This window comes from Planotetraspora silvatica, from assembly GCF_016863315.1.
GTDB classification, from domain to species: Bacteria; Actinomycetota; Actinomycetes; order Streptosporangiales; family Streptosporangiaceae; genus Planotetraspora; species Planotetraspora silvatica.
This window is the reverse complement of sequence record NZ_BOOQ01000009.1, coordinates 40,576-62,592: the sequence shown is the minus strand read 5'-3', so window position 1 is coordinate 62,592 and position 22,017 is coordinate 40,576. Positions and strand designations below refer to the sequence as shown.

17 protein-coding genes are annotated in these 22,017 nt (G+C 69.0%); 8 read left to right on the top strand and 9 right to left on the bottom strand.

Annotation, left to right across the window (positions count from 1 at the left end):
• Positions 1-247: 247 nt before the first annotated feature.
• Together Psi02_RS07940 and Psi02_RS07935 are read right to left on the bottom strand one after the other, a co-directional pair.
• Positions 248-2,068 carry an ABC-F family ATP-binding cassette domain-containing protein gene (locus Psi02_RS07940; RefSeq protein ID WP_203972812.1) on the bottom strand — a complete coding sequence of 607 codons (1,821 nt, stop codon included), beginning with the start codon at positions 2,066-2,068 and terminating at the stop codon, positions 248-250.
• Between the two features lie 12 nt (positions 2,069-2,080).
• The gene (locus Psi02_RS07935) at positions 2,081-2,998 is read right to left on the bottom strand and encodes a 4-(cytidine 5'-diphospho)-2-C-methyl-D-erythritol kinase (RefSeq protein ID WP_203972811.1); all 918 of its coding nucleotides are present in this window, start codon (positions 2,996-2,998) and stop codon (positions 2,081-2,083) included.
• 165 nt (positions 2,999-3,163) lie between these two features.
• Here Psi02_RS07935 and Psi02_RS07930 point away from each other — a divergent pair, with 165 nt between their 5' ends.
• Together Psi02_RS07930 and Psi02_RS07925 are read left to right on the top strand one after the other, a co-directional pair.
• Complete coding sequence (locus Psi02_RS07930) at positions 3,164-4,552, top strand: serine/threonine protein kinase (protein WP_308442222.1); 1,389 nt, start codon at positions 3,164-3,166, stop codon at positions 4,550-4,552.
• Positions 4,549-6,138, top strand: coding sequence for an FG-GAP repeat protein (locus Psi02_RS07925; RefSeq protein WP_203972809.1), 1,590 nt, complete (start codon positions 4,549-4,551; stop codon positions 6,136-6,138). The genes Psi02_RS07930 and Psi02_RS07925 overlap by 4 nt, the downstream gene beginning before the upstream one ends.
• A 27-nt stretch (positions 6,139-6,165) precedes the next feature.
• Here the strand turns inward: Psi02_RS07925 and rsmA are convergent, their stop codons facing one another.
• From rsmA to Psi02_RS07905, 4 genes are all read right to left on the bottom strand, one after another.
• Complete coding sequence (rsmA, locus tag Psi02_RS07920) at positions 6,166-7,098, bottom strand: 16S rRNA (adenine(1518)-N(6)/adenine(1519)-N(6))-dimethyltransferase RsmA (RefSeq protein WP_239094695.1); 933 nt, start codon at positions 7,096-7,098, stop codon at positions 6,166-6,168.
• 43 nt (positions 7,099-7,141) lie between these two features.
• Positions 7,142-7,996: a TatD family hydrolase gene (locus Psi02_RS07915; protein WP_203972807.1), complete on the bottom strand. Its 855-nt coding sequence runs from the start codon at positions 7,994-7,996 to the stop codon at positions 7,142-7,144.
• Between the two features lie 465 nt (positions 7,997-8,461).
• Positions 8,462-10,243: a methionine--tRNA ligase gene (gene metG, locus Psi02_RS07910; protein ID WP_203972806.1), complete on the bottom strand. Its 1,782-nt coding sequence runs from the start codon at positions 10,241-10,243 to the stop codon at positions 8,462-8,464.
• Between the two features lie 209 nt (positions 10,244-10,452).
• The gene (locus Psi02_RS07905; RefSeq protein ID WP_203972805.1) at positions 10,453-11,673 is read right to left on the bottom strand and encodes a glycosyltransferase; all 1,221 of its coding nucleotides are present in this window, start codon (positions 11,671-11,673) and stop codon (positions 10,453-10,455) included.
• A 95-nt stretch (positions 11,674-11,768) separates the two neighbouring features.
• On the opposite strand from Psi02_RS07905, the gene Psi02_RS07900 reads away from it, so the two are divergent.
• Complete coding sequence (locus Psi02_RS07900; protein ID WP_203972804.1) at positions 11,769-13,268, top strand: hypothetical protein; 1,500 nt, start codon at positions 11,769-11,771, stop codon at positions 13,266-13,268.
• A gap of 14 nt (positions 13,269-13,282) precedes the next feature.
• Here Psi02_RS07900 and rsmI read toward each other — a convergent pair whose 3' ends face one another.
• The gene (rsmI, locus tag Psi02_RS07895; protein WP_203972803.1) at positions 13,283-14,104 is read right to left on the bottom strand and encodes a 16S rRNA (cytidine(1402)-2'-O)-methyltransferase; all 822 of its coding nucleotides are present in this window, start codon (positions 14,102-14,104) and stop codon (positions 13,283-13,285) included.
• Positions 14,105-14,211: 107 nt separating this feature from the next.
• On the opposite strand from rsmI, the gene Psi02_RS07890 reads away from it, so the two are divergent.
• From Psi02_RS07890 to Psi02_RS07870, 5 genes are all read left to right on the top strand, one after another.
• Positions 14,212-15,819 (top strand): dolichyl-phosphate-mannose--protein mannosyltransferase, encoded by a 1,608-nt coding sequence (locus Psi02_RS07890; protein ID WP_373317608.1) that lies wholly within the window; start codon positions 14,212-14,214, stop codon positions 15,817-15,819.
• Between the two features lie 85 nt (positions 15,820-15,904).
• Positions 15,905-17,203, top strand: coding sequence for a hypothetical protein (locus Psi02_RS07885; RefSeq protein WP_203972802.1), 1,299 nt, complete (start codon positions 15,905-15,907; stop codon positions 17,201-17,203).
• A gap of 211 nt (positions 17,204-17,414) precedes the next feature.
• Entirely contained in the window at positions 17,415-17,870 is a 456-nt protein-coding gene (locus Psi02_RS07880) for a DivIVA domain-containing protein (protein ID WP_203972801.1), read from the top strand.
• Positions 17,871-17,988: 118 nt separating this feature from the next.
• On the top strand, positions 17,989-18,264 hold the full coding sequence (locus Psi02_RS07875) for a hypothetical protein (protein WP_203972800.1): 276 nt from the start codon (positions 17,989-17,991) through the stop codon (positions 18,262-18,264).
• A 65-nt stretch (positions 18,265-18,329) separates the two neighbouring features.
• The gene (locus tag Psi02_RS07870; protein ID WP_203972799.1) at positions 18,330-18,485 is read left to right on the top strand and encodes a hypothetical protein; all 156 of its coding nucleotides are present in this window, start codon (positions 18,330-18,332) and stop codon (positions 18,483-18,485) included.
• Positions 18,486-18,504: 19 nt separating this feature from the next.
• On the opposite strand, the gene Psi02_RS07865 is transcribed toward Psi02_RS07870, so the two are convergent.
• Together Psi02_RS07865 and Psi02_RS07860 are read right to left on the bottom strand one after the other, a co-directional pair.
• Positions 18,505-21,072, bottom strand: coding sequence for an FtsX-like permease family protein (locus Psi02_RS07865; RefSeq protein ID WP_203972798.1), 2,568 nt, complete (start codon positions 21,070-21,072; stop codon positions 18,505-18,507).
• A 3-nt stretch (positions 21,073-21,075) separates the two neighbouring features.
• Positions 21,076-21,774, bottom strand: coding sequence for an ABC transporter ATP-binding protein (locus Psi02_RS07860; RefSeq protein ID WP_239094694.1), 699 nt, complete (start codon positions 21,772-21,774; stop codon positions 21,076-21,078).
• Positions 21,775-22,017: the final 243 nt, after the last annotated feature.

Sequence of the window (22,017 nt, the reverse complement as noted above, 5' to 3'; positions counted from 1 at the left end):
TTCGTGATCACATCGCATGAGCTGGGGCGATACCCTCCGTGATCATGCACTCGACCATCGCCAGATCACCAACCGCGTTTCCGCTGGTCACGGTATGGATACACGAAAGTGTGCATGATCACGAACTGAATGTGCGCAGGTCGGGCACGCTTCTTCCGAACCCGTGCATGATCACGAACTGAATGTGCGCAGGTCGGGCACGCTTCTTCCGAACCTGTGCATGATCACGCGCGATGGGGGTGGTGGGTCAGGAGGAGGTGGAGTCGAGGCGTTCGGCCAGTTCCATCCATTCGAGCTCGACCGAGTCCTTCTGCGCGCCGATCTCGCGGAGTTCCGCGTCGAGCTTGCCGAGCCGTTCGAAGTCGCTCGCCGCCGTGGCCATCTCGGCGTGCACCTTCGCCTCACGCTCGCCCAGCTTGTCGAGCTGCCGCTCCAGCCGGTTCAGCTCCTTCTGGAGCTCCCGCAGCTCCTTGGCCGACAACCCCGCGTCCACCGCGACCTGGGCGGCCGCCGGAGCCTGCGCGGGGGCCGTAGCCGTACCGGCTGAGGCGGCCCGGGCGGACAACGCCGCCCCGGACGCCCGGCGCTCCAGATACTCGTCCACACCGCCCGGCAACATCGACAACCTGCCGTCGCCCAGCAGGGCCACGCAGCGGTCGGCGACCCGCTCCAGGAAGTAGCGGTCGTGGCTGACGACGACCAGCGTGCCGGGCCAGGCGTCGAGTAGATCCTCGAGCTCGGTCAGCGTCTCGATGTCGAGGTCGTTCGTCGGCTCGTCCAGGAGCAACACGTTGGGCTCATCCATGATCAGCCTGAGCAGCTGGAGACGTCGCCGCTCGCCACCCGACAGATCGCCGACGACCTTCCACTGCGCCTCGCCCTTGAAGCCGAGGATCTCGAGCAGCTGGGACGCCGACCATTCCTTCTTGCCGACGGTGACGTACTTGCGGACCTCTTCCACCGTCTCGAGCACGCGTCGCCGGGGATCGAGCTCGACCAGTTCCTGCGAGAGGTGCGCGAGCCGTACCGTCTTGCCCTCGACGACCCGGCCGGAGTCGGGTGCGACCATGCCGGAGAGCAGGCGTAACACCGACGACTTGCCCGAGCCGTTGACACCGATCAGGCCGACCCGATCACCGGGGCCGAACTGCCAGGTGCAGTGGTCGAGCACGAGCGGGCCCGCGTCGGGACCGCCCGCGTGCAGCGTCACGTCCTCGAGGTCGTAGACGGTCTTGCCGAGCCGTGCGGAGGCGAACTTCAGCAGTTCGACGCTCTCCCGCGCCGGCGGCACATCCGCGATCAGGGCCTCGGCGGCGTTGATGCGGAACTTGGGCTTGGAGGTCCGGGCGGGCGGCCCGCGCCGCAGCCACGCGATCTCCTTGCGCATGAGGTTCTGCCTGCGGTCCTCCGCCGCCTGCGCGATCCGTGCCCGCTCGGCCTTGGCCAGGACGTAGGCGGCGTACCCGCCTTCGTAGCGCTCGACGCCCCCGTCCACGACCTCCCACGTCCGGGTCGCCACTGCGTCGAGGAACCAGCGGTCGTGGGTGACGACCAGGAGCGCCGACCTGCGCTGGGAGAGATGACCGGCGAGCCAGGCGATGGCCTCGATGTCGAGGTGGTTGGTCGGCTCGTCGAGGAGGATCAGGTCGTGCTCGCCGATGAGCAGCCTGGCCAGGGCCGTACGACGTCGCTCACCGCCCGACAGCGCGGCCGCCTTCGCCGACAGGTCGATGTCGCCGAGCAGGTTGGCGAGGATCTCCCGGATGGCCGGGTCCCCGGCCCACTCGTGCTCCGCCCTGTCCGCGAGGACCAGATCCCGTACGGCGGCCGCCGGGTCGAGGTCGTCCCGCTGGGACAGGCCGCCCACACGCAGGCCACGGTTGTGGGTCACCCGTCCGCTGTCGGGCTTCAGCTCTCCGGTGATGATCGAGACCAGCGTGGACTTGCCGCCGCCGTTGAGGCCGACGACACCGATCCGATCGCCCTGTTCGATGCCGAGGGAGACACCGGAGAGCAGCGGTTTGGGCCCGAAGGCTTGGGAGACGGATTCGAGATTGACCAGGTTCATCGCCCGTAAAGCCTATCCGGCGACGACGGCTCCCGGGACGGGCCCCGAAGCGGTGACGACGGACCGGCAGACGCCCGCACTCGTGAGCGCGAGCGCCACCTCGGCGGCGTGTGTCCCGGAATCGGCCAGGAAGGCGCACGTGGGCCCGGAGCCTGACACGATCGCGCCGAGCGCGCCCGCCTCGCGCCCCGCGTCGAGCGTGCGGCCGAGAGACGGGCGGAGCGCGAGCGCGGCGGGCTGCAGGTCGTTGACCAGCGCCAGGCCGAGCGCCTTCGCGTCACCCTCGTGGAGGGCCGCCATGAGCGGCTCACTGGCGATCGGCCAGGCCGCCTCCTCGCCCGCGGCCTCGCGCAGCCTGTCGCATTCGCCGTAGACCTTGGGCGTGGACAGGCCGCCGTCCGCGAGCGCGAAGACCCAGTGGAAGGTGCCGCCCGTCTCGACCGGCGTGAGCAACTCGCCCTTGCCCCTGCCCACCGCCGTGCCGCCGAGGAGGGCGAACGGCACGTCGCTGCCGATGTCGCCGCCGATCTCCATCAGGTCCTCGACGGGGAGCCCGAGGCCCCACAACTCGTTGCACGCCACCAGGGCCGCCGCGGCGTCCGCGCTGCCGCCGGCCATTCCGCCGGCCACCGGGATCGTCTTACGGATCAGCAGGTCGGCGCCGCGAGAGACGCCCGCCCGTGCCGCGAGGGCCCTGGCCGCCTTCGACGCCAGGTTGTCCTCACCTGTGGGCACGCTCCCCGCCGACTCGCCCTCGACCCGTACCGTCAGCGTCTCCCCCGACGTGGCCGGCTCTGACGCCGTCAGCTCGTCGAACAACGACACGGCGTGGAAGACGTTCACCAGGTCGTGGAAGCCGTCATCGCGGAGGGGCCCCACGGCCAGCTGGAGGTTGACCTTGGCGGGCACGCGCACGGTGACCTCGATCATCGCCCGCTCACCGCTTCCCCGACTCGTCCTGTCACTGCGGCCATGGGATCCGAGCCTAACGTGGCCTGGACCTGCGACCAGCCAATAGATCCTCCTAAATGAGGGCGAAAGGCATACACGCAGACGGTACGGTTTGGATGATCCCCCGGTCCATGGAGCACACCGATAGACGGCCCCAGCGCGACGAGCGCGCCTCTGTCCCCGAGCGACCCGGCCGCCATCGGCGGTTACACGCTGCTCGGGCGGCTCGGCACGGGCGGCATGGGAACGGTCTACCTCGGTTCCTCTGACGACGACCGGCTGGTCGCCGTGAAGGTCGTCCGGCGGGAGTACTCGGAGGACCCCGACTTCACCTCGCGGTTCCACTCGGAGGTCGAGCACGCGCAGGCGGTGGCGTCCTTCTGCACCGCAGAGGTCATCGGGCACGGCGAGGCCGCGGACGGCCGGCCGTACATGGTCACCGAGTTCATCCCGGGCACTCCGCTCGACCGTCAGATCTCGACGTACGGCAAGCTCGAGGCGGCGACCCTGCACGGCGTCGCGTTCGGGGTCGCGGCGGCGCTGACCGCCATCCACTCGGCCGGGCTGGTGCACCGAGACCTGAAACCGGCCAACGTCATCCTGTCGATGTCAGGGCCCCGGGTCATCGACTTCGGCATCGCCCGGGCCGTCGACGCGACCCACGGGCACACCAAGACGGGCGAGGTCGTCGGGACCCCCGGCTGGTGGGCTCCCGAACACCTGCAGGCGCACCCCGTGGGCCCGCCGGCCGACATCTTCACCTGGGGCTGCCTGGTGGCCTACGCGGGAACCGGCCGCCATCCCTTCGGAGAGGGCCCGCCGATGGTCCTCGCCCATCGCATCCTGGAGAGCGAGCCCGACATCACCGGCCTCCCGGAGGGTCTCGCCCACCTCGTGCGCCGGGCGCTGAACCGCTGGCCCACGAACCGGCCGACCGCCCAGGAACTGCTGCTCGCCCTCGTCGGCGGGCAGACGGAGCAGACGACCGAGGCGATCGAGGAACTCTGGGACCCGCCGCAGAACCTCCTGCCCGTCACCGCCCCCGCACCCCTGCCGACACTCCGCCGGAGAAGGCCGCCCACGGCCGTGCTCCTGGTCGCGGGCCTCGTGGCGGTCATCGCCGCCGGTCTGGTCATCGGGCTGCGCACCGGGAAACAGGGCGTCGTGACGGCCGGCGTACCGCATGCCCGGGCGAACGACATAGGCCGCCGCCTCGAAGTCGGGGACGTCCAGCTCGTCGTCCAGCGGCCCACCTGCCGGGGAGCGGCCGATGCGGGCCAGACGTGCCTGGTCGAATGGGCGCTGCTCAACATGGGCGGCTCCAAGGTCGACCTGGCCGGGCCGCTCGACCTCGTCGACGACGAAGGGATCACCCGCGCCGCCGTGGGCGCCGTCAAGGACTCACCCGCCTCCATCCAGCCCGGGGACATGATCTCCCTGGCCACGGAGTACACGCTGCCCGCGGATCGCAGGGCCGTACGGCTGATCGGACCGGTGATCACGGGTGGCGGCGACATCGAGGTGCGCCTATGACCGGCGCGCGAGTGGGACGCCTGATCCTCACGGCGGCGATCGCACTGGCCTGCGTCGCGGCCGTGTCCCCCTCCCCGCCGCCGACGCCCGACCCCACGCCGGAGATCACGCCGACGGTCACCCCCGAGCCCACTCCCAGCGTCTCGCTCGAACCCACACCGACTCCGACGGTCGTCGTCCCCACGCGGGGGTTCACTCCGCGGCCTCCCCAGCCGGGCAACCCTCGGCCCCCCACGCACGATCCGGCTGAGAGGTGCCCGCACGCGGGCGAGTTCGACTTCGACGGGGACGGCCAGGACGACGCCGTGGTGGGCGACCCGTTCGCCGGCTTCGGAACCGCGCGCGGCGGAAGGCTCTTCCTCCTGCGGGGACGGCCCGGCACTCCCCTCGACCCGGCCATCCAGGCCTTCGAGGCGGGCACGCCCGGCTGGATCGCCCGCCCCGGGCACATCGACGGTGACCGGTGCATGGACCTGGTGGTGGCCAACCCGTTCGCGGACGGCAGGCGCGGCTCCGCCACGGTGGGCGGTTCCGGCATCGCCTACGTCTACTGGGGCGGTCCCGACTTCGGCCGCGTCGCCACCCGGCTGGAGCTGAAGCCGCCCGTGGCGCGATCATCCGCGCATTTCGGCTGGTCCGTGGCCGTGCGGGACGGCCTCGTGGCGATCGGCGCGCCGTACGAGGACGCCGACGACACCATCGACTCCGGCGCCGTGTACGTCTTCGATCTCAAGGATCGCAAGCCGGGCGAACCTCAGCGGATCACCCAGGACTCACCGGGCGTCCCGGGCATCAGCCAGCCCGGCGACATGTTCGGCTGGGCGGTGACCCTGGGCAGGCTCGGCGGCTCCCCCGGCGCCGCCGACCTGGTGATGGGCGTGCCCTTCGAGGACAACGAGGACACGGGCCAGGCGGACACGGGAGGCGTCACCCTGGTCTACGACGTGGCCTCCCGCCCCTCGCGGTACCGCGGCAGGAAATGGGATCTCGCCTCCGTCACCGACGGAGTCCCCTCCAACGCGGGCGACAACTTCGGGTACTCCCTGCGGTACGGCAAGGACGGCGACCAGGGTTATCTGGCGGTCGGCGTGCCCAAGGCGGACCCGGAGGGCGCACGGGACGCCGGGGCGGTCGTGCTCTTCGAGGCGACCGACGCCGGTCCGCGCTTCCTCCGGGTGCTGCACCAAGGACTCGACATCGTGGGCGACAGCCCCGACCCCGGCGACAGGTTCGGCTGGTCCGTGGCCCTCAGCGGCCCGTACGTCCTCGTCGGCGCACCCGGCGAGAGCGGGCCCACCACGCCGGAGAGTGGCGCCGTGAACGTCGTCCCGCTCGGAAACGGCTCCGCCGGCCTGATGGCGACGCTGGGCGACCCCCGGCCGTACGACCATTTCGGGTGGAGCGTGAGCCCGTTCGGAGACGGCCGGTTCCTGATCGGCGCTCCCGATCGGGGAACCACTGGCACGGTCACCGTCGTGACCACGGCGACCGCCGCGAGCGGCCGCAACCTTCGCGAGATGTCACCCGAGCAGGCAGGTCCGACGGGTACGGAATCCCTGGACTTCGGGGCCTCCGTGGCGGGCTAGCCGAGCCGGCCGGCCTGATCGTTCGTCTCAGAGCCCCGTTTCGCGGTCCGTCTCAGGGGCCGGCTCGAGGTCAGTTTCAGAGTCCGTCTCGAGGTCCGTCTCGGGGTCCGTCTCGAGGGGTGGCCGATGCTCGGCGATGCGCGCGAAGTCCTCGATGCCGAGTTGCTCGCCTCTCTTGGACGGATCGATCCCCGCCTTGACGAGTGCGGCCTCGGCGGCGGCAGCCGTACCGGCCCAGGACGCGAGTGCGGCGCGCAGCGTCTTACGGCGCTGGGCGAAGGCCGCGTCGATGGCCGCGAAGACCTCTGTGCGCGGCGCCGAGGTCTCCGGCGGGTCCCTGCGGACGAGGGAGACCAGGCCGGAGTCGACGTTCGGCGCCGGCCAGAAGACGTTGCGGCCCACGGGGCCGGCCCTGCGGACATCGGCGTACCACGCGGCCTTGAGCGACGGGATGCCGTAGATCTTCGATCCCGGTGCGGCCGCGAGCCGGTCGGCGACCTCCGACTGGACCATGACCAGGCCCCGGCGCAGCGACGGCAGCGCCTCCAGAAGGTGCAGCAGCACCGGCACGGACACGTTGTAGGGCAGGTTGGCCACGAGCGCGGTCGGTTCGGCGCCCAGATCGGCGGGCCGTACCCGGAGGGCGTCAGCGTGCAGGACAGTCAGCCGGTCGGCCAGTTCGGGAGCGTGCTCGGCCACCGTCAGCGGCAGTTGCGCCGCGAGCACCGGATCGATCTCCACCGCGACGACCCGCGCGACCTCGGGGAGCAGCGCCAGCGTCAACGAGCCGAGGCCGGGACCGACCTCGATGGCCACGTCATCCGGGGACAGTTCGGCCGTCCGGACGATCCTGCGCACTGTGCCGCCGTCGATGACGAAGTTCTGCCCGAGCTTCTTCGTCGGCCGGATGTTCAGCTTCTTCGCCAGCGTGCGTACCTCTACCGGACCGAGCAGGCTCATCCCTCCAGTGTGGTGCATACGTGCGGGTCGATTCGCCGCCGCGTCACCAGGCGCCGAAGGCGGTCTCGCCGTTGGCGCTGACGGCGGCGGCCAGATCGCGGACGTCCATGCCCTTGACCTCCGCCAGGCAGCGGAGCGTCAGCGGGATGAGGTAGGGGGCGTTCGGCTTGCCGCGGTGGGGCACGGGCGGCAGGTAGGGCGCGTCGGTCTCGACCAGCATGAGCTCCTGGGGAGCGACGTCGGCGGCCTCCCTCAGGTATCCGGCGTTCTTGTAGGTCACCGGCCCGGAGAAGGACATGAAATAGCCGGCGTCCGAGCAACGCTTGGCCAGCTCGGCGTCCCCAGAAAAGCTATGAAAAATCACGACATCGGGAGCGCCTTCGTCGGCGAGGACCCTGAGGACGTCGTCATGGGCGTCGCGATCATGGATGACCAGCGCCTTGCCGGTCCGCTTGGCGATCTCGATGTGCGCGCGGAAGCTCGCCTGCTGGTCGTCATGAGAGGCCCAGTCGCGGAAGTAGTCGAGCCCGGTCTCCCCCACCGCCCGGACATGCGGCAGACGCGCCAGTTCCTCGATCTCGCCGAGGACCTCCGGCGTGGACGCGTGCGCCTCGTTGGGATGGATCGCCACGCCTGCGTAGACATCGTCGTGTTCGGCGGCCGCGTTGGCGTTCCAGCGGGAGGACGGCAGGTCGTAACCGATGGTCACGAGCCTGGTCACGCCCACGGACCTGGCCTGCTCGAGGATCGCCCTGACGGAGGCGCCGGCCGCCTGGGCGGCCTGGGCCACCGGATCTCCCGAGGACGCCTGCCGCTCACCGACCATGATGTCGAGATGGCAGTGGCTGTCGAACACCTCACCCGGCAGCCCCTCAGGCACCGGCGGAATCCCACTCACGCCCCCAAACCCTACCCGCCCCCCCTTGTGCTGATCATGCCCCACCCTTTTTTGTGGTGATCATGCACAGGTTCGGAGACGTGCTGCCTGACCTGCCCCACCACAATCCGTGATCATGCACACCCTCGGAGAGATGCCTGTTTACCTGGGCCGATCCTGTTCGTGATCATGCACACCTTCGGCAAACCGTGCCCTAGCAGCGAAGACGTCCTTCGTGACCATGCACTCGACCATTGCCAGATCACGAACCGCGTTTCTGCTGGTCACAGTACGGATCGATGAAAGTGCGCATGATCACGAACAGGAACCGCGCAGGTCAGACACACCTCGTCCGAACCGGTGCATGATCACGAACAGGAATCGCGCAGGTCAGACACACTTCTTCCGAACCCGTGCATGATCACGAACGGTGTTGGGCCTGGTCAGGCAGCACTTCACCGAACCTGTGCATGATCACGCCGGAGGTCAGGGTTCGAGGCGGGCGAGTTCCTCGTCGACGATCTTGTTGTCGAGCTTGGCGAACAGCGGTGTGGGCGGAGCCAGCGGGACGCCGGCCTTGATCGGACGGTGCTCCCACTTGGCCGCTCCGTCGTAGTCGCCCGTGATGATCGGGTAGGACGGGCCGCCGTCCTCGTCGACCTCACGAATCTCCGGCATGCCAGACCACACGCCCTCGCCGCCCAGCATCTCGAAGATCTTGTTCGAAGAGCTCGGCACGAACGGGGTGAGCAGGGTCTTGACGTCGTCCACGATCTGGAGGGCCACGTGCAGGATCGATCCCTGCCGCTCGGGGTCGTCCTTGATCTTCCAGGGCTCCTGCTCGGCGAGGTACTTGTTCGCGTCACGCACCACGTCGAACGCCTCGGTGACCGCGTTCTTGAACCGGGACCGCTGGAGCTCGCCGCCGACGGCCGTGAAGGCCGCACGCGATCTTTCCAGCAGCGCGCGGTCGGCGTCAGTGAGGTGGACGGCCTCCGGGATGGCGCCGAAGTTCCTCGCGGCCATGGAGATCGACCGGTTGACCAGGTTGCCCCAGGCCGCGACCAGTTCGCCGTTGTTTCGGTTCACGAACTCCGACCAGGTGAAGTCGGTGTCCTGGTTCTCCGGACCGGCGACGGCGATGTAGTAGCGCAGGGCGTCCGCCGAATAACGCTCGAGGAAGTCTCGGACGTAGATCACGACTTGGCGCGACGACGAGAACTTCTTGCCCTCCATGGTCAGGAACTCGCTCGACACCACCTCGGACGGCAGGGCCAGCTTCCCGAGCGATCCGGGAACGCCACCCCTTGCGCCCTCGCCGTTGTAGCCCATGAGCATCGCGGGCCAGATCTCGGCGTGGAAGACGATGTTGTCCTTGCCCATGAAGTAGTAGCCCCGGGCGTCCGGGTTCTGCCACCACTGCCGCCACGCGTCCGGATCGCCGCTGCGCCTGGCCCATTCGACGGACGCCGACAGGTAGCCGACGACCGCGTCGAACCAGACATAGAGCCGCTTGTCCGAGCGGTCGCTCCAGCCCTCCAGCGGGATCGGGACACCCCAGTCGAGGTCACGGGTGATCGCCCGCGGCTGGAGGTCGCCGAGCAGGTTGAGCGAGAACTTCAGCACGTTGGGCCGCCACTCGCCCTGCTTGGACTGCAGGTAGGTGCCCAGCGCCTCGGCGAAGGCCGGCAGGTCGAGCATGAAGTGCTCGGTCTCGACGAAGGCGGGCGTCTCGCCGTTGATCCGCGACCGCGGGTTGATCAGGTCGATCGGGTCGAGCTGGTTGCCGCAGTTGTCGCACTGGTCCCCGCGGGCGCCGTCGTAGCCGCAGATGGGGCAGGTGCCCTCGATGTACCGGTCCGGAAGGGTACGGCCGGTCGACGGGGAGACCGCCCCCATCGTGGTCTTGGGGAAGACGTAGCCGTTCTTGTAGAGACCCAGGAAGATCTCCTGCGCCACGGAGTAGTGGTTCTTCGTGGTGGTCCGCGTGAACAGGTCGTAGGACAGGCCCAGACCGGTGAGGTCCTCCGCGATGACACGGTTGTACCGGTCGGCGAGCTGGCGCGCGGTCACGCCCTCCTTGTCGGCCTGCACCTGGATGGGCGTGCCGTGCTCGTCGGTGCCGGAGACCATCAGCACCTTGTTGCCCGCCATCCGCTGGTAGCGGCTGAAGACGTCAGAGGGCACTCCGAAGCCGGAGACGTGCCCGATGTGACGAGGACCGTTGGCGTACGGCCAGGCGACGGCGGTCAAGATGTGCTGGGACATGCCCACAAGCCTAGAGCCCTCCCGGTGCCGCCTCACACCGGTTTGCCGTCGTCGAGTTCAAGCCCACGGCCCGTAGAGCTCAAGCCCATGGACCGCCGACTCCAAGCCCCGACTCGCCGCACTCAAGCCCACGGCCCGTAGAGCTCAACCCCACGGACCGCCGGCTCCAAGCCTCCGGCCCGTAGAGCTCAACCCCCGCTTCGTCGGGCTCAGGCCTCGGCAGGCGTGCGCGTGACGGCCTCCGCGGCCTCCTCGGCGGCGGACGCGGCGATGTCGGTCGGCGTCTCGCGAGACCGGCGGATGCCGAGAATGCTGATGAACAGCGACGCGAAGATCGTCTGGAAGCTCATGATGAACGCGGTCGCGGACGGCACCACCAGGCGGAGCGACTCCGCCGGGATCAGCTCACCGAAGCCCCGGCCTCCCCAGTGCACCAGGGACGCCACCAGACCGCCGAGACCGGCGATCCCCAGGAGGCCGCCGGCGATCAGGCCCTTCTCCAGCGTGACGATGTCGACGAGCTTCCTGATCCGCTTGTCCTCCGGGAGGAAGCCCTCCTCCGCGGCGTACACCTTCGTGAACAACGCGAACAGGACGGCCTGGAAGCCGATCACGACGATCGCCGACGCGCCGACGAGGGTGTCGACGTCGAAGGCCAGGTTGCCGATGTAGACCGGGCCGAAGGTCAGCGCGGCGCCCGCGAGCAGGCCGAGGGTCATCAGCGCGAGGCCGGGGATGAAGAACAGCCAGCGGGGGCTGTACAGCAGCAGGAAGCGCAGGTGGCGCCAGCCGTCCCGCCACGAACGCAGGTGCGGCGGGCGCGAGCGGCCGTCGGGCGACAGCGTGGTCGGGACCTCGCGGACGTCGAGCCCCTGGAGCGTGGACTTGACGACCACCTCGGAGGCGAACTCCATGCCGCCGGTCTGCAGCCCCAGCCGCAGGATCGAGTCGCGGCGGAAACCCCGCAGGCCGCAGTGGAAGTCGCCGATGGCGCTCGGGAAGAACAGGCGCCCCACGAACGACAACACCGGGTTGCCCAGGTAGCGGTGGAGCGGAGGCATGGCTCCCGGGGCGATGCCGCCCTTGAACCGATTGCCCATCACGAGCTCTGCGCCGTCGCGCAACTGCTCGACGAACGGCATCAGATTGGTGAAGTCATAGGAGTCGTCGGCGTCTCCCATGATCACGTACTTGCCGCGAGCGGCCCGGATGCCGCCCAGAAGGGCGTTGCCGTAGCCCTTCTCGGCGATGTGCACCACGCGAGCGCCCGCATCCCGTGCGAGCTGCTGCGATCCGTCGGTGCTGCCGTTGTCGGCGATCACCACCTCGCCGTCTATTCCATGCTCATGCATGCAGGCAAGAGCCTTGCGAACGCATGTCTCGACGGTCTCGGCCTCGTTGAGGCACGGCATGACGACAGTCAGCTCCACGTCGCAACTCCTTGCATATGACGGCAGGACACCATGATGCCCGCTTCCCCCAGGTGCCCGAGTCAAGTCCACAAAAGGGCTGGCATTCTGTAACCATGGTCGCGGTCGCGGAGCCACCGGTAGTCGACGCCTCCCCAGTCAGTGGATGGGGGCGTCTTTTCGCGTTTCTGCGCCGCCACAAGGTCTTCGCCGTCGCGGTCGGCCTGGCGGCCCTGCTCCGGATCATCACGATGCTGGGATTCGGCCCGGCCATGTGGTTCAACGACTCCTACGACTACATCTCGGTGGCCCTGCGCCCCCGGCCGCACCCGATCCGCCCGGACGGATACGGGTTCTGGCTGCTGATGCTCCGCCCGTTCCACAGCCTCGCCCTGGTCGTCTTCACCCAGCACCTGATGGGAATCGCGGCAGGCGTACTGATCTATGCCCTTCTGACCAAGAAATTTGGCATCCCAGGCTGGGGGGCGACGCTCGCCGCGGCGCCGATCCTGTTCGACGCCTACCAGATCGAGCTCGAGCAGCTGGTCATGTCGGACGCGATGTTCATCCTGCTCGTCGTGGGCGTGATCACGCTGGTCCTGTGGCACCGGACGATGTCGTGGCGGGTGGGCGCGGTCGTCGGCGTCCTGCTGGCGCTGACCGCCCTGACCCGGAGCATCGGGCTGCCGATCCTCGCCCTGGTCGTCGTCTACCTGCTCATCAAGCGGGCCGGGTGGAAGCCCATCATCGCGATGATCGTCGCCTGTGCCATCCCCGTCGGGGCCTACATGGGCTGGTTCAAGGCCGTCAACGGTCAGTTCGCGATGACCAACAGCGACGGGGTGATCCTCTACATGAGGACCTCCCTGTTCGCGGACTGCCACGAGATGAACCTCGACAAGCGCAAGGAACTCGAGCTCGTCCTCCTGTGCATCAACACGCCGCGCGACAAGCGGGAGCCTTCCGCCCAGGCCTACCTGTGGTGGGACAACGAGAACCAGTTGCACGTCTTCGGCTCGGGCATGAAGTTCACCCCCGAGATCAACGCGAACGCGAGCGCCTTCGCGAAGAAGGCGATCCTCTCGCAGCCGGGCGACTATCTCGCGGCCGTGTCCAAGGACTTCTTCCGCGCGTTCCGCTGGGACCGGCCGCAGTTCCCCGACTACAAGACCTACATGCTGTACGAGTTCAGCAACTCGTTCACACGGGAGCTCCCGAAGTGGAGTTCGTACCACAGCACGACCGACAAGGACGCCGAGGCCTACGAGAACGGCCCCGCGGCGACGCACGTCGTCGCGCCCTGGTCCGACATCATGATCGGCTACCAGAAGGTGGTGCGGCTGCCCGGCATCGCGCTCGGGCTGCTGCTGCTCGTCGGCCTGTACGGCGTGGCGGTGCGATGGCGTGAGCTCGGCGGAGCCGTCCTGCTGCCCTGGCTGGGCGCGGTCGGCCTGGTCCTGGCCCCGGCCGCCACGGCGGAGTTCGACTACCGCTATCTGCTGCCCGCGGCGCCGCTGGCCTGCATGGCGGCCGCCATCACCATCGCGGCGCTACGCGGACGCGGCCGGCCGGACACGGCCGAAGCCGTCGATCCGCAACCCGCCGAGAACGCCTGACCCCGGAGAGCGCCTCAGGTGCCGTGAACGGCGTTGTAGAGCTCGCGCTTGGGGATGCCCGCCGACTTCGCGACGTCGACGATCGCCTGCTTGCGCGGCACCCCTGTCTCCTCGAGCCGGGCCACCTCGCCGACCAGGTCGTCCATCACCGGAGGGGCGTCCGAGACGGTCCGTCCCGCGATCACGAGGGTGATCTCGCCCCTGACCTCGCCCGCCGCCCACTCGGCCAGTTCGGCGAGCGTGCCCCGCCGTACCTCCTCGTAGGTCTTGGTGAGCTCGCGGCAGACGGCGGCGGGCCGGTCGGGTCCGAACGCCTCGGCCATGGCCTCCAGAGCGGCGCCCACGCGATGGGGAGCCTCGAAGAAGACCATCGTGCGCTCCTCGCCGGCCAGGGCGGCCAGCCTCCGCGCCCGCTCGCCCGGCTTGCGCGGCGGGAACCCTTCGAAGCAGAACCGGTCGCTGGGCAGACCCGACACGGCCAGAGCGGTGGTGACGGCCGAGGGGCCCGGGAGTGCGGTCACCTGCACCCCGGCCTCGACCGCGAGGTGCGTGAGGCGGTAGCCGGGATCGGACACACCGGGCATGCCCGCGTCCGTGATCACGACGACGGTCTGTCCCGCGAGCAGGGCCTCCAGCAGTTCCTTCGCCCGGCCGACCTCGTTGGCGTCGTAGTACGACACGACACGGCCGGTGACGGTCACCGCCAGGTCGGAGGCGAGCCTCCGGAACCTGCGGGTGTCCTCGGCGGCGATCACGTCGGCCTTCGCGAGCGCCTCGCGGAGCCTGGGCGAGGCGTCCCCCAACTGTCCGATTGGAGCTCCCGCGAGAATAAGCACCCGCTCAGCCTATGACTTCCTGAAACGTTCACACGCGAACGGCCAGATGTTCCCAATCAGCGCGTACGCCATGTTCCGCGCCCACCCTCACCAGTACTCTGTCGCAGGTGGCCGTAACCGACTTCCCATATCAGGCGTTCGAGGAGCCGGACCAGGGGCCGAGTACGGCTTCGCAGGTCTCCCTCCGCGATCGGCTGGTGCCGCCCATGCCCGGCAGTGCCTGGTGGGGCTGGATCGGTCCGATCGCGGTCGCCGTGTTCGGCGCGGTCCTCCGGTTCACCCGGCTCGGGACCCCGCACTCCGTCGTGTTCGACGAGACCTACTACGCGAAGGACGCCTGGGCGATCGCCAAGTACGGCGTCGAGCGGCAGTTCGTCGACGGCGCGGACAAGCTGATGTTGTCCGGCAACGCGAACATCTTCAAGACGTGCCAGCAGGTGGACCAGTGCGCCAACTACGTGGTGCACCCGCCGCTCGGAAAGTGGCTCATCGGCCTCGGCGAGCTGATCTTCGGCCTCGACCCGTTCGGGTGGCGATTCGCCACCGCCGTCATCGGATCACTCTCGATCCTGATCCTCGCCAGGGTGGCGCGGCGCATGACGCGCTCCACCCTGCTGGGCTGCCTCGCCGGCTTCCTGCTGTCCCTTGAGGGCCTGCACTTCGTGTTGTCCCGTACGGCACTGCTGGACATCTTCGTGATGTTCTGGGTGCTGGCCGGGTTCGCCTGCCTGGTGGTCGACCGCGACCGCATGCGGGAACGCCTGGCGGACTGGCACGAGTCGCGGAGCGAGGGCGACGAGTTCGGGCCGTACCTGGGCCTTCGCCCCTGGCGACTGGCCGCCGGGCTCTGCCTGGGCGCGGCGATGGCCAGCAAGTGGACCGCGGTCTTCTTCATCATCGGCTTCCTTCTGCTGACGATCTTCTGGGACTTCGGCGCGCGGCGGGCCGTCGGCCTTCGCCGGCCCTACGCCGGAGCGTTCGCCAGGGACGTGCCGCTGGCCGCGGGCTGGGTGGCCGCGTTGCCCGGGGTGGTCTACGTCGTCTCCTTCACCGGGTGGTTCCTCTCCGCCAAGGGCTACGGCCGCAACTGGGCGGAGGCGACCTCTGGCGGCCCGCTGCACTTCGTCGTCAATTCGCTGCACTCGTGGTTCACCTACCAATGGCAGGTGCTCAGCTTCCACGAGGGCCTGGACGCCACCCACCCGTACCAGTCCCAGCCCTGGCAGTGGCCCCTTCTGCTGCGGCCGGTCGCGTTCTTCTACGAGTCGCCCACGAACTGCGGAGCCTCGTCGTGTTCCTGGGCCGTGCTCGGGACCGGGACGCCGGTGATCTGGTTCGGCGGCGCGGCGGCCCTCATCGCGATGATCGCCTGGTACGTGTCGACCCGGGACTGGCGAGCGGGCGCGGTGCTGCTGGCCTACGGGGCCGGCTGGCTGCCGTGGTTCTACTTCGCCATCGTCAACCACCGGACGATGTTCCTGTTCTACGCGCTGCCGATGGTGCCGTTCATGATCCTGGCCATCGTGCTCGCCTGCGGTCTCATGATCGGCCGGGGGGACGCCAAGCCGTCCAGGCGCGTGGTCGGAACGGTCTTCGCGGGCGGCTTCGTCCTGCTCGCCTTGGTCAACTTCTGGTGGCTCTATCCCATCCTTTCCGCCCAGATCGTGCCCTACGACGTATGGCACGCACGAATGCTCTTCACATCGTGGATCTGACCTTCCGTATCGTTGGTCACAGGGGTGGTCACCAGTGAGGCATGGTCGTCGTCAACGATGGGTCGCATACGGCAGACTTCGAGTCATGCCCGCACCTGACGTGGCCGCTCTCCTCGCCGAGCTGGAGCGCGCCGAGCCGGACACCGCCGACGCGGCACGTGTGGCCGTCGAATGGCTGACCGGCGGCGAAGCGCTGGAGACCATCAGCCAGCTCGATGTGTGCGAGTTCCTCTGGTACACGTTGCCGATCAAGGTCTCCGGCGACCGGCCGACCATCGCCCGGGCGCTCGGAGAGCTCCTCCGCCTCGGCGGAATGGGACGGTACGCCGCGTTGTGCGACTCTCCCCTCACGGCCGACATCCTCCGTGTCTACGCCCGGGACGGCGAGGAGGCGGGCGCCACCGCCTACCACCAGGCGCTGGAGGAGACGGGGGTGCTGCCGCCCAATGTCGCGGAGCTCTCCTGGAGCTCGATCATGGGGCCGGAGGAGCTGGGCGCGCACCTCGCCTGCGCCGCCGCTCTGGAGCTCGCCATCGTGTCGGGCGATCCGGTCGACCGCGGGACGCTGACCACCCGCTGGCTGACCTCTCCCCGGCCCGAGCTCGGCGGCGACTGCTGGCTGCACCGGGTCCACGGGGAGCGGCTCAACCGCTGGGTCCTCGGACGCGGCAGCGCCCGCCGTGAGCTGGCCCAGCCCTTCGAGGTACGGCTGCACGCCCCTGTGCCTGCGCCGGCCGGCATGCACCTCGAGCCGCTCCGCTGGCTGCTTGCCCTCGCGGTGAAAGGCGCGCCGCTGACGGAGAGGTTCAACCTCACCCGGGCGCTCGTCCTGGACGCCGTCGACCGTTTCGGCTGGGACGCCATGAGCACCCGGTCGGTGCGGAGCGAGGCCGACGTCCCCGCGCTGACCACCCTGAAGGAGATCGCCGTCCACGAACTCGGGGCGCTGAGCCGTACGGGCCGGAGGCTCGAGCTGACGCCCGCGGGGCGCACGCTGCTCGACGACCCGGAGGCGCTGTGGAGTGAGGCGGCCGCCACGCTGCTGCTCCCGGCCCGGGGCGAGCACGACTTCGAGATCTCCATCCGTGAGTCGGCGCTGATGTTGCTGGTGGACAACGGGCCGTTGCCGTACCGCGAGCTGAGCGAACGCGTCGCCGACGTCGTCAACGGCGAGGGATGGCGGACGGCCGAGGGCGGCCAGGTGGCCCCGCCCGACCTGGCGGCGCCGCTCGGCGAGCTCCAGCGCCGTCTCGACGCCCTGGCCCTGCGCGCCGACTGCTCGTGGGACGCACCCTGGCGGCTGACCGAGGCGGGCCGCTCCGCGGCGCTCGCCGCGCTGCGCGCCCGGGCGCTGCGGCCCCGACAGTACGCCGGCATGGGCTGATAAGGCAGGGGTGATAAGGCCGGGGCTGAGCGGCCCTGACGCCGGACTCCTCCCCGTTCCGATGCGGACAGCACACCAAAACAGTCGTACAACGTACAAACCGATCATTTCGCCAGCAGGACGGCGGTCGCCATGGAAGCATCGTGGCGGCACCGCGCGAGCGGATGTGAGTCGTCATCGCCCTACGGCGGAGAGATGGGCCGATCATCTGATGAATGAAGAATTCGACGTGGTCCTCCGGGGTTATGACCGGAAGCAGGTGGACGCGTTCTTCGAGCGACTCGCCGCGGGTGCCGTCACCGCCGAAGAGTTGGAGAAGCCGTCATTCCGCGTGGCGATGATCGGCTATGACCGGCACCAGGTGTGGGACGTCGTCGAGGACCGTTTCGCGGGCCCGGGCGGTGAGGCCGCGGCTCACGCTGTCGTCACTCCCGCGCAACCCCTGGCCGGCGGGCCGGCGAGCGGCAAGGAGTTCGACCTGGTGCTCCGGGGTTATGACCGCCATCAGGTCAATGTGATCCTGGCGCGGGTCGACGCCGGCACCATCACCGCCGAAGAGCTACTCGAGACTTCGTTCACGGTCGTGATGCGCGGTTACGACCGGCATCAGGTGTGGGACGCCATCAAGGGCTTCGCCAAGGCGCTCGAAGACGGCACAGAGGAATAGCGCCGCCGTACGGCTTCCGCGCCGTGTGGAGGAAGACGACCCGGCTGAGTACGCACCGCACGGAGATTTGAGCGTTCGCACTCAGTCGCTCACGCGCCGCCGCACCGAGGATCGCGGCATGCGCGAGTTCCTGAAAGCGATCTGCTGGCTGGCGGCGGTGACCTTCGGTCTCCCCGGCCTGTGCCTGCTGCTCTGGACGTTCCTGTCGGCTGACGGCCCCACCGGCGAGTTCGCCCTGTTCTACGGCATCTTCCTGGTGGTGGAGTTCATCGCCGCGGCATTGCTCGTGGTGGTTCTCTCCGCGATCCGGACGTGGTCCACTCCGCTGGACACCGGTTTCTTCTGCACGCCCCAGGAGGCGGAACGCCTCCGCTATCGCCACTCCCCTCTCTGAACGCCCTCCCAGTGAGAGATCCGGACCGGTCCGGCAAGACGAGATCCCCCTGATGAGGAGTTCCCATGAGCCCCGCCGCGCGAGCCGTACGCGCCATCGACTTCGACGACTGCGGCTACGGGCCGTACGTCCGGCCGCTGGCCGCGGAGCATGAGCGGCTGATCGACGTCTTCATCGCGTTGCGGGCGCGTTCAACTGATGATCTGGACCGTGGAGACTGATACGGCGGGTGGCGATTGCTCACTCACGAGCTCCGATCACCGATATGGCCCTCAGCCTTACTGCCATCCCCGCTGGAAACAGGGTCGCGGCCAGGCCCAGGACGACTGCCGTAGCCACGATGGTGAGGTAGACCTGCGGTGGGGCGGCGAATACGGGGGTCCGGGTCAGCGCCAGGCTTGAGCTCACCAGGGTGGTCGCGGCGATGAGTGTGCCGAGGAAGACACCGACCGCCACGGTGATCAGGGCCTCCCCTCCGACCATCGTCAGCACCTGGCGCCGCGTTGATCCTGCCAGTCGCAGGGCCGCGAACTCCCGGGCGCGCGCCGCGGTCGCCGCGGCCAGCATGTTCATCACGGATATCGCCGTGTAGAGGCCGATCAGCATGATGAAGAGGTAGACGGCGGTCGTCTGAGCGTCACTGCTCTGTTTCATCTGAGCCAGGTAAGCGCTTCGCGAGAGCGTGATCAGGGTCGGGTGGGTCTTCGTGAGCGCATTCAGGCCTTCTGCCGTCTCGCCCTTGACGTAGATCGCCGTGGCAAGCGCCTGGGGTGCGTGACGCGCGGCCAGGTCGGCCGGCACCAGAACGTCGCTCAGGCCCAGGCTCCGGTCGTACGTCGCGACGAGATGCAACTCCCTACGAGTGCCGTCCGGCAGCCCGACGGGCAACCTGTCGCCGACACGCCAGCCGTGCTCCCTCGCCGCGGCCGAACTGGCGGCGATGCCGTCATCGGTCAGCGCGCTGAGACGACCCACCTTCACATCGAGATCCAGAAGCGCTGTCACCTGGGCGGGGACGACGGCGAGCGCCATCAGTGTCCGCGTCGGCACAGGCCCGCCCGCACCGCCCATGCCAAGGCGCACGGGGATCGGAGTCGTGGCGGCGACGGCACTGACACCGGGAAGTCGGGCGACGTCCCGGGTGACGGCGGAGGGCAGGCCCTGGCCGTCCGCCGAGACGAGCACGTGATCGGCCTGAATCCGCAACTGGCTCTCCCGTAGAGTCAGCTTCTGCACGGTCTGCGGCATGAAGATCATGATGCAGGTGAACGTCACCGCGAGGGTGATCGGCGTGCTCGCCGAAGCGATACGCCACGGATTGGCCTTGGAGTTGGCCGCGGCGAGGAAACCCTGCCCCCGACCCAGAACGGCGATCAGCGGAGCGACCAGACGGGCTACCCGCGCGGTGACCATCGGACCGAGCAGCGTGGCCGTGACCATGAGCGTGAAGCTCACGACGAAGACGTCCCCCGAGCCCTTGTTTCCGCCGGTGGCGATGCCGTTGGCGACGATGAACGCGCTCAGGGCCGCGAAGGCGAAGCCTGCCAGCGTCCGCAGCCGGGACAGGCGCCTGGGCGGGGCCGCCGACTCACGCAGCGCCTCGGTCGGGCGCACCCGCGCGGCACGGCCGGCGGCGGTGAAGGCCGCCAGCTGAGTGAGGCCGATCCCCGCCACCGCCGCCACGATCACGGGGACGGCCCCGTACACCGGGTGGAAGCCCGTGGGAGCCACACCGAGCGTTACCAGAAGGCTTGCGAGTGGCCGGGACAGCATGAGCCCGGCGGGCACCCCCACCGCCAACGCGATCGCGGACACCACCAGCGCCTCGGCGGCGATCATGCGCCGGACCTGGCCGCCCGTGGCGCCGACCGCACGGAGCACCGCGGTCTCCCGACGTCTCTGCACGACCAGCAGGGAGAAGGTCCCCGCGACCACGAAGATCGCGACAAATCCCGCGACGGCACTCATGATGCCGAGGAACGCGGTGGTCGCGACATAGGCGCCGGAATCGGCCGACGGTTCCGCTTGGGAGGTGTCGGTGAGCACCAGTGTCCCGTCCCCTGCGGCGTCCCGGACGCGAGAGGCCAACCGCGTGACGTCCTCGTGCGACTCCGCGAACACCGCGATCGCGTCGACGCGAGTCGGATCTCCGGACAACCGTGCGGCGGTCTGATCGGTGAAGAAGACGGCGGTGGCGTGGGAAGGCCCCGGCGTGGCCGGATCGGCTACACCGACGACGCGGTAGCGGCGCGTGCCGTCGACCGCCGTCACGACGTCTGCGGAGTCTCCCGTGCCGAGGCCCTTACGTGCCGCGAAACGGCCGTCCAGGACGATCTCGTCCGGGCTCACCGGTGGGTGGCCGTCCCGCAGCCGGTACGGCGTCAGCCGGCTGCTGCTCCAGCCATGACCCCGCATGGCGCCGTCCGCGTTCACGATGGACGACGGTTCGCCGACCTTGACGACCTGGCTGTAGACAGAGACGTCCGGCACCACCTCACGCACGCCGGACACCTGCGCGACGCGTTTCGCCACCGCGAGCGGTAGCCGTGGGGGAGGAAGACCGTCCCCCACGGGATCGGCGCCGGCATCGATGGCCTGACCGTTCACAGACGCCACGGGCAGGTGGGAGTTCCCGGTGACGATCAGCGTGACGGCGTCGAACCGCGGTGATCCTCGGTCGCCGGTCAGTGCTGACTGCAGGAGCACGCCTCCCGCCGTGATGACGGTCACGGCGAGAGCGATGGCGAGCAGCGAGCCCGCGAAACGCGCCTTGCGCGTGCTGACGGATCTCAGGGCGAGACGTAGCACGGCTCACACATCCGACCGGGACAGCCAGGCCGAGGTCCGCTCGACCGTGGGACTGCGCATCTCGTCCACGATGCCGCCATCCACGAGGAACACGACCCGATCGGCGTACGCGGCAGCGCGTGGATCGTGGGTGACCATGATGAGAGTGCGGCCGTACACGTCCACGGTCTCTCTGAGCAGGTGCAGGATGCCGGTCCCCGTCCGGGTGTCGAGGGCTCCGGTGGGCTCGTCGGCGAAGATGACCTGTGGTCGCGTGACCAGAGCCCGCGCGATGGACACTCGTTGTTGCTGTCCCCCGGACAATTCGGCGGGAAGATGGCTCATCCGCTCGGTGAGACCCATCCGCTCCACGATCTCGTCGACCCATTTCCGGTCCGCACGTCGACCGTTGAGCAGGAAAGGGAGTGTGATGTTCTGCCGGGCTGTGAGGGAGGGGAGAAGGTTGAAGGATTGAAAGACGAAGCCCATGTTGTCACGCCGGAAAACCGTCAGCCGTCTCTCGGACATCTTTGTGATGTCCGCTCCCGCGAGGTACACGGCTCCGACATCGGGCCGCTCCAGACCGGCGGCACAATGCATGAACGTGCTTTTTCCCGATCCCGACGGGCCCATCAAAGCGGTGAAGGTGCCTTGGGGAAAGGTCATGGAGACATCACGAAGCGCGACTACCGAGGTCGGGCCCGTCCCGAAGGACTTGGACACGCTCTGAAGAGTCACGGATGACGCCTGTGCCGGGTTCGGCCTCTGTGGGGCGGAGGACGTGGTGGAATGAGCCACAGATCTCCCATCGATAGCAATGCGCGATGCGGCACCAGGCACACCCCGACGCTCGGTGGCGGCCTTTTGTGTTTGCTACCGAATCTCCTGCCCATATTCGGCTGATGGGAGGTCGGCAGGCTACCGGGATCACCCTGGAATCACCCTTAGACGTTCCCCTATCCGTCA